12 protein-coding genes are annotated in these 13,810 nt (G+C 64.3%); 6 read left to right on the top strand and 6 right to left on the bottom strand.

Translation table 11 applies throughout. The features are described 5' to 3' along the window. Window positions 1-5 precede the first annotated feature (5 nt). Genes AC07VX_RS08475 through AC07VX_RS08460 form a run of 4 tightly spaced genes read left to right on the top strand, consistent with a single transcriptional unit; the run spans window position 6 to window position 1,180 of the window. Window positions 6-356 carry a hypothetical protein gene (locus tag AC07VX_RS08475; protein WP_493164263.1) on the top strand — a complete coding sequence of 117 codons (351 nt, stop codon included), beginning with the start codon at window positions 6-8 and terminating at the stop codon, window positions 354-356. Then, on the top strand, window positions 356-769 hold the full coding sequence (locus AC07VX_RS08470) for a hypothetical protein (protein ID WP_493164262.1): 414 nt from the start codon (window positions 356-358) through the stop codon (window positions 767-769). The genes AC07VX_RS08475 and AC07VX_RS08470 overlap by 1 nt, the downstream gene beginning before the upstream one ends. 4 nt (window positions 770-773) lie before the next feature. Continuing rightward, window positions 774-1,007, top strand: coding sequence for a hypothetical protein (locus AC07VX_RS08465; protein ID WP_493164261.1), 234 nt, complete (start codon window positions 774-776; stop codon window positions 1,005-1,007). Next, window positions 1,004-1,180, top strand: a complete 177-nt coding sequence (locus AC07VX_RS08460) for a hypothetical protein (protein ID WP_493164260.1) — start codon at window positions 1,004-1,006, stop codon at window positions 1,178-1,180. The genes AC07VX_RS08465 and AC07VX_RS08460 overlap by 4 nt, the downstream gene beginning before the upstream one ends. A gap of 180 nt (window positions 1,181-1,360) precedes the next feature. On the opposite strand, the gene AC07VX_RS08455 is transcribed toward AC07VX_RS08460, so the two are convergent. Beyond that, window positions 1,361-1,723, bottom strand: a complete 363-nt coding sequence (locus AC07VX_RS08455; RefSeq protein ID WP_493164259.1) for a hypothetical protein — start codon at window positions 1,721-1,723, stop codon at window positions 1,361-1,363. A gap of 591 nt (window positions 1,724-2,314) precedes the next feature. On the opposite strand from AC07VX_RS08455, the gene AC07VX_RS08450 reads away from it, so the two are divergent. After that, a complete protein-coding gene (locus AC07VX_RS08450; RefSeq protein ID WP_493164258.1) occupies window positions 2,315-3,181 on the top strand; it encodes a lysophospholipid acyltransferase family protein in 867 nt (288 codons plus the stop codon). 48 nt (window positions 3,182-3,229) lie between these two features. Here AC07VX_RS08450 and AC07VX_RS08445 read toward each other — a convergent pair whose 3' ends face one another. The 5 genes from AC07VX_RS08445 to AC07VX_RS08425 form a co-directional block, all read right to left on the bottom strand. Further along, window positions 3,230-4,357 carry a HEPN-associated N-terminal domain-containing protein gene (locus AC07VX_RS08445; protein ID WP_492692841.1) on the bottom strand — a complete coding sequence of 376 codons (1,128 nt, stop codon included), beginning with the start codon at window positions 4,355-4,357 and terminating at the stop codon, window positions 3,230-3,232. Between the two features lie 236 nt (window positions 4,358-4,593). Beyond that, entirely contained in the window at window positions 4,594-5,703 is a 1,110-nt protein-coding gene (locus AC07VX_RS08440) for a Wadjet anti-phage system protein JetD domain-containing protein (protein WP_492692846.1), read from the bottom strand. Then, window positions 5,696-10,591, bottom strand: a complete 4,896-nt coding sequence (locus AC07VX_RS08435; protein WP_493164257.1) for a coiled-coil domain-containing protein — start codon at window positions 10,589-10,591, stop codon at window positions 5,696-5,698. The genes AC07VX_RS08440 and AC07VX_RS08435 overlap by 8 nt, the downstream gene beginning before the upstream one ends. Before the next feature lie 7 nt (window positions 10,592-10,598). Further along, on the bottom strand, window positions 10,599-11,366 hold the full coding sequence (locus AC07VX_RS08430; RefSeq protein WP_268149088.1) for a hypothetical protein: 768 nt from the start codon (window positions 11,364-11,366) through the stop codon (window positions 10,599-10,601). Then, complete coding sequence (locus AC07VX_RS08425) at window positions 11,363-12,703, bottom strand: hypothetical protein (protein WP_493183880.1); 1,341 nt, start codon at window positions 12,701-12,703, stop codon at window positions 11,363-11,365. Before AC07VX_RS08425 ends, AC07VX_RS08430 begins: the two co-directional genes overlap by 4 nt. A gap of 216 nt (window positions 12,704-12,919) precedes the next feature. Between AC07VX_RS08425 and AC07VX_RS08420 the strand changes: the two genes are divergently transcribed. Next, entirely contained in the window at window positions 12,920-13,723 is an 804-nt protein-coding gene (locus AC07VX_RS08420) for a WYL domain-containing protein (RefSeq protein ID WP_268149091.1), read from the top strand. The last annotated feature ends 87 nt before the right edge of the window (window positions 13,724-13,810 follow it).

Raw genomic sequence — 13,810 nt, 5'->3', positions numbered from 1 at the left:
CCACCATGGATCAATCGAAAATCCTTCTCCTGGCCGTCGTCGGCGTCGGCGCCTATCTGCTGCTCAGCCAGCGCGCCCAGGCCCAGGCCCAGGCCCAGCAATACCGCGTCCCGGGCGTGAACGCCACGGGCGCCCCGCGCTACCCGACCGCCACGACGGTGCAGGGCGCCACGGAGGCCGCGGCCTACCAGAACCTCGGCAGCCTCATCGGCGGCATCTATCGCAAGATCGGCAGCGCGGGCAGCTCGACGCCCGCGGCTCGCCCGATCCTCCCGGATGACTCGATTGCCGCCAACCCGGCCGGCAACATCGATCCTTACGACTTCGAGACGGCCACTTGGGGCTTCGGCGACTGATGAAGTTGCAGCTCGGCTCCGGCGCCATGCTGGTAGGCCTCGGTGTGCTGGCCCTGGGCGCGCTCGGCCTCTATGCATGGTCGAAGGGCGGCCTTTCCGGCGCCGCCAAGTCGGCGGCCGGCGCGGTCGTTGACGCGGCCGGCTCGGCCGTCTCCGGCGGCGTGGGCGCCATCTCCAAGGGGGTGGGCCTGCCGACCCCAGACGACACGACGACAGACCCCGCCGTGGCCCGCTGGTTGATTGACCGCGTGGGCTACTGGGAGGCGTCCAAATGGTGCGGCGTGCCTGCCCTGGTGCAGGCGGCCGGCATGGACAGCGGCAGCGGCACCCCGCCTCCGCAAGGGTCCGCCATCGCCCAGGCCTTCGGCATCGGTGGCGGGTATATCGACTACGGGACCGGCAGCAGCTGGTGAAACCATGAACTACCTCACCCTCATCAAGACCCTGACCCAGGCCATCCACCTCGTGGAAGCCCTGATGCCGGCCAGCCCCGGCCGCGACAAGTTCGACGCATGCCTTGCCATCGTGGAGGCCGTCGTGGGCGATGTGTCCGCCATCGCGCCCCAGCTCCAGCAGATAGCCACGACCGTCGTGGCGGGCCTGCGCGCGGCGGGCATCTTCAAGACCCCCGACCCGACGCCCGCCCAATGACCCGAGACCAGCTGCTCAAGTCCCTGGCCGGTGCTGCCGCCGGCACGCTGATCGGCTGGACCGGCTCGGCCCTGACCCTGTCCGGCCGAGTCGATGCCATCGAACACAGCCTCGCGCGCATCGAAGCGCACATTGACCGCCTGACCCCCCAACCCGCGAAGGACGCACCATGACCAAGCGCAAGACCCACCACAAGCGCAAGCACCACAAGACCCCGGCCCGCAGCAAGCGCACCGGCCGCTTCGTGAAGCGCTGAGCCATGAAGCTCAACGGCAAGACCCTCGCCATTGCGGCCGGCGTGGCCGTCGTCGCCTGGATGCTGCGCGACAAGCTGCGCGGCGCCGTCAACGGCGCTATCTGGTCCGGCGGCCTGTGACCTCGACGGGAGCGAACCGGGGACGGTTCGCGCTCCCGAAATGACCCGCGGCCACCACGCGGGCCAGCTCACGCCGTAGCGCCTCGTTCTCGCGCCGCACGGCCTCGATGTGGGCCGTGTACTGCGCGGCCCGGTTGTGCAGCTCGCACGACAGCTCCGACTGCCCCCACGACGTAAGCCAGAACATCGCCAGCATCACGGGCCGCGGCGCGCGGTCGTGCTGGCGCCAGCGCTCGACCGTGCGCGCATGCACCCCCAGCGCGGCCCCCAGCGTGGCCGGCGGCGGGTTCCCCAGGTCGCACACCATCGCCCGAAACGTCGGCAAATAGACACGTTTCACCCTCGAAATCATCATTCCCCCTGTCAAGTAGTGATTCTTCTCTGATTGACGACACGATAAATTGACGGTAGGCAATACCTAGAACTGTTACTTTCTGGCGGCAATGTGCATTATGTTAAATATAGAATACACCGCCCTTAACCTTTGTTGGTCAGCGCGGCGCTTGGCGATCCAGTGTGGCTGGACAACGTGATCCCTGTACCGATGTCCTCCGGCGGAGCCGCCTGATGATGCGCCGTGGGGGCCTTGGATCCGTCGCCCAACGTTTACCGGTGGCGGCCGCCGATATGACACCAACGTTGGGCGTGGTCGTCCTGCCCAACCTTCACCTACTTGTGGCCGTTTCGCCCAACGTTAGCGTGCGGCGCGGTGAGCTGGTTGGGACGGTCGCACAGACCTGCCCTCAGCGCCGGCCCCGTCGCGCAGACCTGCCTGCCGCCTGCGGCCCGCACAACGTTGACCTCCGCTGGCGCACTGACAGCAACGTTGACCACCCATTTCCGCGCGGACGGCCGCCTCACACAGCGTTGACCTCCGGTGTTGTGCCGGCTCAGCGCCGATCCGCATCTGCATAGCTACAAGAGTCCATCAGTGTTCTTCAAAGCGACCGTTGCTTTTGTCTGGCTGCTGAGCTGGCTACCGTTCACGGCGATCTCGGCGCTGGGCTGGCTCGTTGGCCACCTCATCGCATCGATCCCGTCCTCCCGACGCCACATCGGTCAAGTGAACCTCAGACGTTGTCTGCCTGACTGGACTGAGGCCGATCGCTCCCGGCTGCTTCGTCGCCACTTCGTCGCCATGGTTCAGATGCTGCTGGAGTACGGGTACTGCTGGTTTGCGTCGCCCGAACGCCTGCGGCGACTGATGCGCATCGAAGGCCTGGAGAACCTGAAACAGCACGAAGGCAGGCCGGTGATTTTGATGATGCCGCACTTCACCGGCTTGGACCTGGCTGGCCTGCGCGTGTCGCTGGAGACGGAACTCGTCAGCATCTACTCGCGCCAAAAAGACCCCTGGCTGGACGAGTTCTTCCGGACCCGCCGGCTGCGGCTGGGTACCGGCATCATCTTTTCGCGACAGCAAGGCACACGCGCCGTCATTCGTGCGCTGAGGGACGGCTACCGGCTGTATTACCTGCCCGACCAGGATTTCGGGCACCGCGACTCAGTTTTCGTGCCCTTCTTCGGTGTGAACGCCGCGACCATCACTGGCCTCTCGCGTATGGCCATGGTCGCTGGCGCGGCAGTACTGCCTTGCTACCCAAGGCGCGAGGCTGGCGGCTACGCCTTGGTTATCGAGCCTGCACTGGACAACTTTCCGACCAATGACCCAACTGCGGATGCGGCGCGCATGAATGCCATCATCGAAGCCCAGGTCCGGCGCCAGCCCCATCAATACTTCTGGCTGCACAAGCGCTTCAAGTCGAGACCTCCGGGGGAAGCAGACTTTTATGGTTAGCGCGTCAAGCTACTAGGTTTGGCAGCCTTGCTCGCCGCAAAAGCCGCTTCAGGTTTCCGTGCTGAACGCTGATGCGCCGTCAAATCTCAACCAAGGGTCCACCTTTCGCCAGTTGGATTCCTGCAAGCCGAGATGCGCAGGCTCCGCAAAGAGGACAACGTTCCAGCCCTGCCTATGCACCGTGCTGCCGTAGGCGATTCCGTCCAGGCGGCCGCCAGGGAAAGCAAAGTCGCGCAGGAACTCTGTCACCACCTGGGACGGCAGATAGTCGATGTGCACGCGCTCGTCACGCTCGACCGGCTTCATCACGTCGGCGGCGAAAGCGTGCAGGAAGCGAAGCACGAGGCGCCGCTGGCGTCCGACGTCTGAAAACAACCCCGGGACTGCCGGGAGCTCGCGCAGATCCAGCACACGAAGCGGCTTCAGCGCCACCCATCGGCCGACGTCGGCACGCGTTACGCGCGTTTCCATGACCGCCGTCCTTCGGGACGAAGCCACGTAGAGCATGGGTATGCCAGGCGGGTTCATGCGGTTGCTCTGGGTCGCAAACTCGACCGGCGGCGTGCCGTATTCATTGGCCAGATCCCGTCGGTCAGGCGGCAGGTTCGTTCGTGCACGCCAGAGGGGCGTGCCCTCCTCTATTTCCCTGACGAGGCCCATCTCCCGGCTTGCGCTTGCGATCGTGGCGAGCAGCGAAGCCGGCGTGTATGAATCGACATCGTCTGACCCGGTGCTGTGGAAGAAGAAGCGGCGCTTGTGCTTCACCGTCTCGCAGAAGCTCTCCCAGCTCGTGAGGAGCGCCTGATCAAGATCCAGGCAGGTCCAATCGTGGTCGCACCATGTCTCATCCGGAAGCGCGTGCAGCAATGCGTAGAAGAGCTTTTCCTTGTGGTCCCGCGGCAAGGAAAGCGCGATCTCGTCTCTGAGCAGGTCATAGGTATCCCACGTGTTGCCACCGATGTAGCCGCCTTCGGCGGTCTCATAGGGCATCTGGTCGACCGCTCGGCCCCAGTACTTCTGAATGCACGCTGTGATGAAGTCGCAGACCCCCTTGAACTCGACGGCCGGCGCATCGATCCTGCCGCAGAAATCACAAAGCCGGTGCTCGCCGTTCCGGCTTATCCACGCGCCCAGGTCCTCGTCCTCAAAACACGCTGAGCAGACGTAATCTGGCATTGCTTCTCCCTCAACTCCCATTGGTTTTGACCAACGGCTCGGTTCTGGCGGCGCTGTGCTACCGCCCTACTCCGGCTGACTGGGCACCGAACCGCCCTACTCCCAAGCCTCGCCGCCCTCCCCCGGCGCCTGGGCGCCTGCCCCAGCGAGTTCCTGCAAGTGCTGGTCACGCCTGCCCGACTTGCGTGGCCGCCAGAGGCCGCGATCTTCTCAATTGTTGCGATTCGTGGATGGCCTCAAGCACCGAGCGCCAAACTCGACGCTTCGGCCAGGCCCACATGGGCCAGCGGCTTGTACTGCCTGACGTCAAGGGTCTCCTGATCGACCGCGCGGGCGTTGCAGGAAGCTGCGAGGCCGTCCAGCAAGCTGTCGCCCGTGGGTGTCCAGGCCATTTGCAGCGCCTTGCCGCTGAGCCCAACGTAGGGATGCGAGGACTCGCGCCGAGCGACCAATGCCCGCATCGGCACATATAAACCGCTGAGTTCCAGCTGTGGCAAATGCTGCCTCAGGGCCATCGCGATTCGCAGCCCCTCCCGGTCGAGGTCGCCCCAAAAAAACATCCGATGGTGGCCAAACAGTCGATCCAGGCTATGCCCGCTTCCAGTGCGGCTCAGTACTTCACACCCCCCGCTTCGCACACTTTCCAGCAATGCCAGACCAGCACTGCTGTCTGACATCATGTTCAGGCCGTAGCCGTACGCCGCGATCAGGGCCACTTGCTCGTCGAGCCCTGCTTTCACCGCCATCTCGAAGCTGGTCGTGTTTTCGATGAAGAGAACAGCCACTGGCTGCGGTGGGCCAGCGACGACCAAGTATCGAGGCGTCGATGGCAGTCGATCCACCCCCAAGAGTCTGAGCGTGGCCAGCGGAAGGCGGCTCAACACCTTGGAGGAGCCAAGGATGTGCTGTGCGCTCACGCTGAATCCGAACTCGCCCTCCAACGAGGCCGCAGCGCCCCGGATTCGAAGCAGTCCTTGGATGACGTGGAGCATGTCGATGGACTCCAGGCCGTCAAAGAGCGCATGGGAAACCGCCAGCGCGTCGGCGAGTTGAGCGTCGCTCGTGCCAGCCGCCAGGGCCTCCCGCCATGCCTTTTCGGTCTCCGACACATCGATTAAGGTGGGGACAACGGTCAGGTATCCCGCGTAAGGAATTCCCATCGTGTCGGGCTTGTACGAAACCAGCTCGCTTGACCGCAACTGCCGCAATGCGTCGTAGATCGAGACGAGATCAGTCCGGAGCGCCCGCGCCGCGCGCGAGGCCACGTCCGCCGCGAGGAGCTTGCGGCCCTTGGGACCCGAGGTTCGTCGCAACCATGCGAGCAAAGGACCGACGACGTCATCCATCGAGCGCCCCATTCCCGTTCGGTTGGCGCTTGTGCATGAACGTGGCGAGCCCCATCGAGCCTTCCGGCCGCCCGTCTTCGCACCGGATGTAACTACGCCCGCCTTCTGTATCGCGGCTGCCGACGCGCCGGCCGACCACATAGGTTGGGAAGATATTCGAGTTGTTGCGGTACTCGGGGTTGTGGATGAGCCCGATCAGCTGCAGGCTGCTGTCGGCTTCACCCAGTCCCTTGAACGCCTCGTCGATGAGACGACGATCAGTCAGGTTGCTGAAGAGGCCGTCGAAGAACAACACACGTTGCGATCGGCTGCGCAACCGCTTCTTGGAGCCGCCACCCAGGTGTCGGCGTACCGCGCATTCCAGGTGGTACTCGGACTCGCGAATGAGCCACAGCATCTGCAGGGCCGACTTCTGACCCTCGGACATGCCCGGCTGGACCGGCCGCTCTTTGCCCTCCCACATGCCGACATGGATGAACTCGACGGCCGGATCGACGAAGATCCGCTCGATCAGCGCGCGACGGATGTCGGAATTGAGGCTGCTCTCCACGACCCGACGGGTCAGCTTCTGCCGATCCTTGGCCTCGCGCTTGCGGCCCTCGATGTGATCGCGCAGGTCTTCCATCAGCTTCTTGATGCTTTCCGTCGCAATGACCTCGGCCTTGATCGTGAAACGGGCTTTGGGGTTGCGAGCCATCACGGCATTCATCGTCACCAGGTTGCCCTTGCAGCTCTCGACCAGTCGCGTCAGCGTTTCGATGCTCGCCGACTCGATCACCTGGGTCGACTGCTGCAACTGCTCGAGCTCGGCCTTCTCGGCCTTGAGCTGATCGCGCAAGCGTTCACTGATCTTGGCCAGATCCGAGAGCTCCGCGGTCGTGTTGGCAGTCTGGATGGCTTCGATCTCGCCTTCGGAGAACCCGCCGCTGGACGAGGCGCGCGCCTTGCTGCAGAACTCGCCGCGGACCCGCTCGAAGTCTGACCTGACGCGCGAGGCGTACTTGCGGGCGTCCCCGACCTCCTTTCCGGTGCGCGCGATGTCCATGGCTTCGACCTCTGCGCGAACCACACTGATGGCAGTGCGGTCGAACCGCCCATGGTCGGGGCGCCAGTCCCGCAACTGCCACTGCAGTGAATCCGTGGCCTGGTAGGCCTCATGGGCCTCCGCAGGCGAGCTGCCGACGTCGCGGCTTCTCAGATCCTCTTCGAACGGCGCCGCCGCATTCCTGCGGTTGCGCAGGAAGAAGGCAAGCTCGTGCAGTGCGTCCGCAGCCAGCTGTGCTTCCGTGATTTCGCCTTCCAGGGTTTCTACTTCGCCGTTGAGCTTGATCGCCTTGGCTACCGCGTCGGCGCGGCGCGCCTTCGCCTCACCGATCTGACGCTGCAGAGCCGCCTCGTCCTGTCCCTGGTGCTGCTTGAAGTCATGCGCGCGCTGATAGTTGATCTTTTTCAACGGGTCGAGCGCATCGCGGAGGTCCTCAAGTCCAACCAGGACACCGGCTTGGCTCTCCATGAAAGCCGCATGGCCATCCGCTTCGAACTTCTGCGCCCGCGCCAGGCGGCCCAGCGTGGTGTGGAACGTCGACATGAAGGCGAGCTCACGAGCACTGGCTGCATCGAAATCTGCCTGGCACCTCGCCAACCGTGTCGCGCGCGCCGGCATCTCGGCGTCAATCGTCCCGACCTGCTCTTCAAGGGATGACCGCTTGTCGCTGAGCCCCTCGAACGTCTCATGTCCACCCGCCAGCACAAACCGGCGCGCGCCATCGTGCGCGACGATCGCTTCCCTCGTGACCAGGGGAGTGATTTCCGCGACCCGCTCCTCCAGCCTGACAAGTTGGCCGGTGAGTTCTTCGATGTCCAGGGTCACCGCGGCCAAAGCTTCATCACCGCCGATCTGGATGAACCTCCTCGCATCCTGGAGCAGCGTCAGGGCCTCGGTGGACACGAGGCGCTTGGCTGCTTCAAGCGCGGTCTCCAAAGTCGCGAGTTCGGTTTTCGCTGCAGCAGCCTTGGCGACCGAGCCACGCTTCTGGGCCTCCTGGGCGCGCACAGCCTGACGGTAGGCGTTGGTGTGCGGGGTGAGCGACTCCGCCGCCGCCATGGCGGCTTGTCGGTGCCCCTCCTGCTCCTGCCGCTTCTGGGCAAGCGCCTCGCGCTCTTCGGCCAACGCCTGCGGATCGACGATGGCGCGCATGCGCCGGGACTTGGCGCCCGCAAAGAATCCCAGGGATGCGGATGTCGCTGTGTGATGACCCGGCCCTTGCTTGAGCCGCTCGACCAGCGGATCGAGCAGCAGCACCGGCACGTCGTGATCGCCGCGTTGCAGGACCGAGAGCGCCGCTTCAGCCTGGTCCATGTCGACAGCCACCGGCGCATCCAGCAACGGCCCCAGCGCGGCCAGGAGCGGCAACGCATCATCCTTCGGCAGGCTGAGACCGAGGATCACATCCAGGACGCGGCCGACGCCAACGCTCGCCGCCTCAAGGGCGCCGTGGGCTGAGGCGTAGTCCGCGTTGCCGACCTGGTCGAGGTTGTCGAGCGCCGCCAGTTCGAGGTCCAGCTCTGCGACCAATGCCCGAGCCTGCCGCGCCCGCTCCAGCGCGGCGGCGTGAGCGGCGTCCGTGTCCCGCAGCCAAGCGCTGGGATCCTGTCCCGTTCGCTCCAGGTGCTCCTCCAGGCTCTCCGCCAACGGCTGGTGCTGGCCGTACTCCGCCTGAGCAGCGCTCTGCGCTTCCAACAGGGTTTCATGGCGTCGCTGTGGCGATGCAGTCAGCGGGTCGACATCGCCGAAGAGCCGCTTGAAGTCGCGCGTGGCGCCTGCCAGGCGCTGCAGCGACTCCTGTGTCTGCATCTTCGTGCGGCGCTGCCCTTCCCACTGCTGGCGCTTCTGGCCCAGCTGCCGGTGTTCATCCACTGGCGGAGCAACCTTTTGCGGGTCCACGTTGCCGAAGATGCCGACAAACGCTTCAAACGCCGCGCGGTGTTCCGACAGCGTACTGAGCTGCGCCACTGCGCTGGCGATGTCGCGACGCAGGTCGGCAGCAGCCTTTGCGCCGTCGTCGCACGCGGCCTGCGCGGTCCGCAAATCAGCCGATCGGGCCGCCTTGGTGCTTTCGACGGCGGTGTGCTCGGCTTGCAACTCCTCGATGCGGTCTTCGATGCCGATCAGGCCCAGGTCATTGCGGACTTCGTTGCGCTCTACCCAGCCGCCGGACAGTTCGCCGACCCGCCTGATGTGCTGGTTGACTGCATCGGTGCGCACCTTCGTCTGCGTTTCCAGCCAGGCCGGGACAAGAGCCGGAGCATCGTGGAAGTCCTGGGGCAGCAAGTGAAGTCGTTCGCAGAACTCCTGGTACGCCCCCTGGTTCTCGCGCCACTCGGTGACCTGCCGCTCCAGGCCTTCCTTCTCGGCATCCGCGGCCCGTCCGGCGCGCTCTGCTTCGGCGATGCCCTCCTTCAGCGTGGCCTTGCTGCGCGTCAGGCGCCGCACTTCATGGCGGAAGACATTCGTGTCCAGCATGGTCCGGGCGAACTCGAACGCCTCGTCCAGCACGCCGAGCAGGTCGGAGGCGGCTTCCGGACGGCGCGACACGAGCTCGCGCGCCGACGCCGAGTCGTAGTACCGAAGCGCCTTGCGCTGGCCTCCGCGCCCCTCGGAATCTTTGATATCACAATACAAATCAACAACTTGCGAGCTGACCGAGTGGCTCGCAACGGCGCCCTTGGTGGCTGTGACGCGACCGGCGAGCTGGTTCAGGTGACCGGTCGTTTGTTCCAAAAGGTCGGCAAGGCCGGAGCTTTCGATCAGCACGCTGCCATCCTTGTCCAACACCATGGCCTTCAGGCATTGCCTCACCTTGGCACCCAGGGAAAACTCTCCCAGGGCGTTGGGTACGCCTGGCACCCTGGAATCCTTCTTGTCGACGAAGCGTGTCAGGAAGGCCGCATCGACGGCCAGCGTCTGCAGCTGCGTCTGGTACGCATTCCAGGCGTCCTCGATCTTGCCGGCGGCGTCCAGAACCGGCCGAAGCTCGGCCTCCAGCGCCTCACGGCCCTCGAGGTAGGCCTCCTTGCTTTCCACCTGCAGCTTGGCGTCGATGAAGCTGCTCATCGACCTCATGATGGTGTCTTCGACGTTGCGTTCGTCCTCCTCGGCCGACTCTCCCATGACATTCATCAAAAGCTGCGGCGCGACCACCTGTCGGAAATAGGCTTCGTCGAACCGCTCTCCCGGACCGGACGTGACCTTGGAGAAGGCGGCCGACGCGTCGCCGGCGCCTTCACGGTGGAACATGACGTTCTGCCGGACCACGTCCGGGCTCATGAACATCCCCACCACCTTGCTCCACTCGGCGGCGGTGTTCCAGATATTCCACTGGCCTCGGATGTTCTTGACCGCGGCCTGAAGTGCGGACGCGGTGGTGAACTCGATGGCGGTGCCATCCATGCGGCAGGCCGGGACGTCCTCCAACGCGCCGGAGTAGCGATAGAAGCGCGGACTGTCGTCATCTCGGTTGGCACAGACGCCGATCACGAAGGTTTCTGCCGGCGAGTTTTCCGGGTCCGGCGTCATCAGGTCGCGCTGGGTCAGGTCTTGATCGTGGAGGATCGCGAACTCGATGCGGATGTGGGTGGCCACCATGCCGGCCGGAGAGCACCTCTCAAGAAAGCGCGGCTTGAGCACGCGATCCTGGCTCAGCAGGTAGAGAACCGCGTTGGTCAGCGACGTTTTCCCTCCGCCATTGGGGACCTGCACTGCCGTGGACGCGCCACAAAGGTTGATGACGTTGGCTGGCCAGAGCGGACGCCAATTCGCAACACCCATGCTGGGCACCCAGCCCTCGCAGAGGTAGTTGACGATCTCGATGCGGTTGATGAGCGCCATGGCGTTCTTAGCCTTCGGAAGAATCGGAGGGGCGGACAAGCAACTCACGTCCCGCTTCAAGCGGGCCAGTGGCCTGGATCCAAGGTTCGAGTCCCTGGAGATGGTTGTTCTTCATCTCCAGCGCGCCAAGCAGCGACTGGCGGTAGCGGTCTGCCCCGAGGTCGTCCACTTGCGCGCCGTCCACCATCAGCTCGATGAACCGTCCCGCGTACTTGTCCACCTGGGCGCCGCTTTCCGAGATCAGGCAGTTGTAGACCACGTCACCTTTCAGCGCGTCCTGGCCGAGCTTGCGAACCATGTCGTTGATGTACTCATGCATGGCCTGCACGAGGTCGGCGCGCGTGAAGGTCGTCTCGACATAACGCGTCACTTCCGTCGCGACGCGGTTGCGATGGGTGTAGAAAAGTGCGAGCAGCACGAACCAGAGCTGGGTGAACCAGATGCGCCGCGTCGTGATGGTCTCGTTCTTGAGCTGCATGCGTTCGTCGATCCAGCGCTCGCTGAACAACGCGCTCACCTGATCCAGGCGACGCGGCAACAGGAAGACCTTGCCTCCGTGAGCAAGACCCTGAGTCTGGAAGTCGTCCAGCGCCACCAGGTCGAAACCAAACCCCTGCAGGAGGCCTTCGAGCTCGGTGCGCGCCTCCAGGTCGGCGTCGTTCAGCAGCCGGGCGAGCTCCCGCTCGTCGACGCGCCCCTTCCCTCGCGGGATGGTCTCCATGCGGCGATGCTGAAGCAGGAAGGCCTGGACGCGGCCCATCTCGATTCGGTTCATGCTGATGCGCCCCTCTCGACCCTGGCCAACTCCAGGTCGGAATAAATCAACTCGCCAACCACGCCATCGGACCGGGTCGCCACCTCGCGCGGGATCCGAAGTTCAATGGGTTCGCCCTCGGTCAGCGCCCAGGGCGCGACATAGACGCCCAGCAGTTCCGCCAGTTCGAGCGTGCCGTCCAGGACGCACCACCCACGTTCGAGCGCTTCGGAAAGCGGCAGCGGCCCAGACGCCAGGCGAGCCCGGATGACGTCGCCGTATTCGCCAAGAAACCTCAAGCGGGTGTCGGCCACCTCGACTGCGCCCACAGCGGTCTCAAAGCGCGGCGCCATCTCCGCCTTGGTCAGCGAGACACGCACCCTGCCCCGGACGTCTGCCGGCGAGGGAAAGATGCCATCGAGACGAAGCGGACCGAACCGGCGAAACAGCGACTCAAGCTGGCGGTCGGAGGGCGGGCGCTTGACCAGGTTCAGCGCCACCTCCAGGAAATCAGTGGCGCTGACCGCCGACGTGCGGCGCTTGGCGGCGATCTTCGTCAACTCCGCCAGGTCGCGCCCGAACGATTCCAGCGCCTGGTAAACGCGCAGGACCTGGTGCTCAAGGTCGTACACATCGACGGCCAGCGTGTCGTCGAGTTCGTCGCTGTCCGTCGCGCGCCAGGACTTCAGCCGAGCCTCGGCCTGGCGCAGGAGTTCGGACGTTTTCTCGATGACATCGCGGAATCGCGGCATCTTGACCTTGAACACCTCCGAGTCCTTGTCCACCTGGCCGCGCTCGATCTCCTGGCGCAGTTCCACGCTGGCGAACCTGATCGTGTCCAGCAGACCGTCGGAGAAGGAAGGCACCACGTCTAAATCACCGGACTCGATAGCGCGCAGCAACTTGAGGGCATCACCTTCCGCATAGGCGAAATCACTGATGTTGGAAGAGACGCTGATCGCATCCCGGCCGATAGACGTCAGCCGGTAGTCATCGGCGTAGTGCGTGCGCTCCACCAGGTGCGTCTGCTTGTCGCTGACCAGATCGGCCCTCCCGTCGGAGCGGTCGATCGCCCACAGTTCCGTCGGCCGCGCGAGCACGTTGAGGACGTACCGAAGATCCTCTGAATCGACTTGCGGCTCCACCTCACGGACAGAGATCAGCAATGCGTCAAACCCGATGAACTCATTGCCGGACTCGTGCGCCAGCCCCCTCAGCACGTCGAGCACGATGCAAGCCAGGTCCAGATAGCGACCATCCCCGCGTCCAGCGCGCTCCTCCTGCGTGTACACAGGCGAATTGCCTGGCTCCCGCTGCGCGTCATGCAGGTCCAGCAGACGCGCGCTGAGTCGGAGCAACGGGAGGCACTTCATTGAAGGATTAGCGTCTTCTCAATAACAGTTAGCCTTAAAGATAACATATCTCGCCTGATAACTGTAACCTGCTTGACTCTAGGCCATACCCGCGCTGTATACTTTCACAGTTATCACTTGTGAATAATCACCCGCGTGCCACCTTCGAACGTCATAAGCCCCGGAAGCGGTCAGGAAGATGGGTCCGGGCGCATCAGAGACATGGACGTCCTGGTGCGCTGGGAAGGCGAGCTTTCGAACGCGCGCATCCGTGAGGTGTTCGGCGTCCAGGCAGTCCAATCTAGCCGGCTGCTGGCCGCTTACATGGCGGAGCGTGGCGAGGCGCTGTCCCGCGCGACCCCACGCGCACCGGTCAAGCCATCTCCAAGGTTCGACGACGTGGTCCCTCCGACCTCCGCCGACGACTACGTGCGGCTGCTGTCCGGGGCATCGACCAGTCTGCCCGGCTCCGACCTCCTCGTCGATGCGCGCCCTTCCCTGTTGAGCGAGAACCCGCGGCTGTTTGCGGATCTGTTGACCGCGTGCCGCGCCGGTACCGGCCTCTGGATTGCCTACGGATCGATGCAGAACCCTGGCGGGATTGAGCGATCCATCTTTCCTCACAGCCTGGTTCGCGCGCCGCGGCGTTGGCACATGCGTGCGTGGTGCGACCTGCGCAAGGAGTTCCGCGATTTCGCCCTTGGACGGGTGCTCTCGTACACGATGCTGGATCAGGCCGCGCCAAAACTACGCCGTCAAGATGTCGACTGGAACAAGTTCGTCAACTTAAAGGTCGTGGCGCATCCTGAATTCGGCGAGGAGCATCAACGCTTGTTGCGCAGAGAGTACTTCGCCGGAAAGGCGTCCTTGAACCTGAGAGTGCGCAAGGCCCTTGCTAGCTACGTCGTGCAGGATCTCCGCCTTGCGACCGATCTGAAGCGAGATCGGCCACCGCAGTTCCAGCTCTATCTCGAGAATTCCGAGAGTCTGGGAGACCTGTTCAGCGTCGGTAGCGTTCCCTCGTGAGGTCACCACCAAGCTGCAATCCGAGTTTGAAAGCTGCGTCTACTTTGATCGCCAGACCAACTCAGTAGTCAGGGCCCTGGCGCCTTG

The sequence above is a fragment of the Roseateles sp. GW821-FHT03B02 genome (assembly GCF_059421025.1).
The sequence above is the reverse complement of the archived record's forward strand: the minus strand, read 5'-3'. Positions and strand labels throughout refer to the sequence as shown.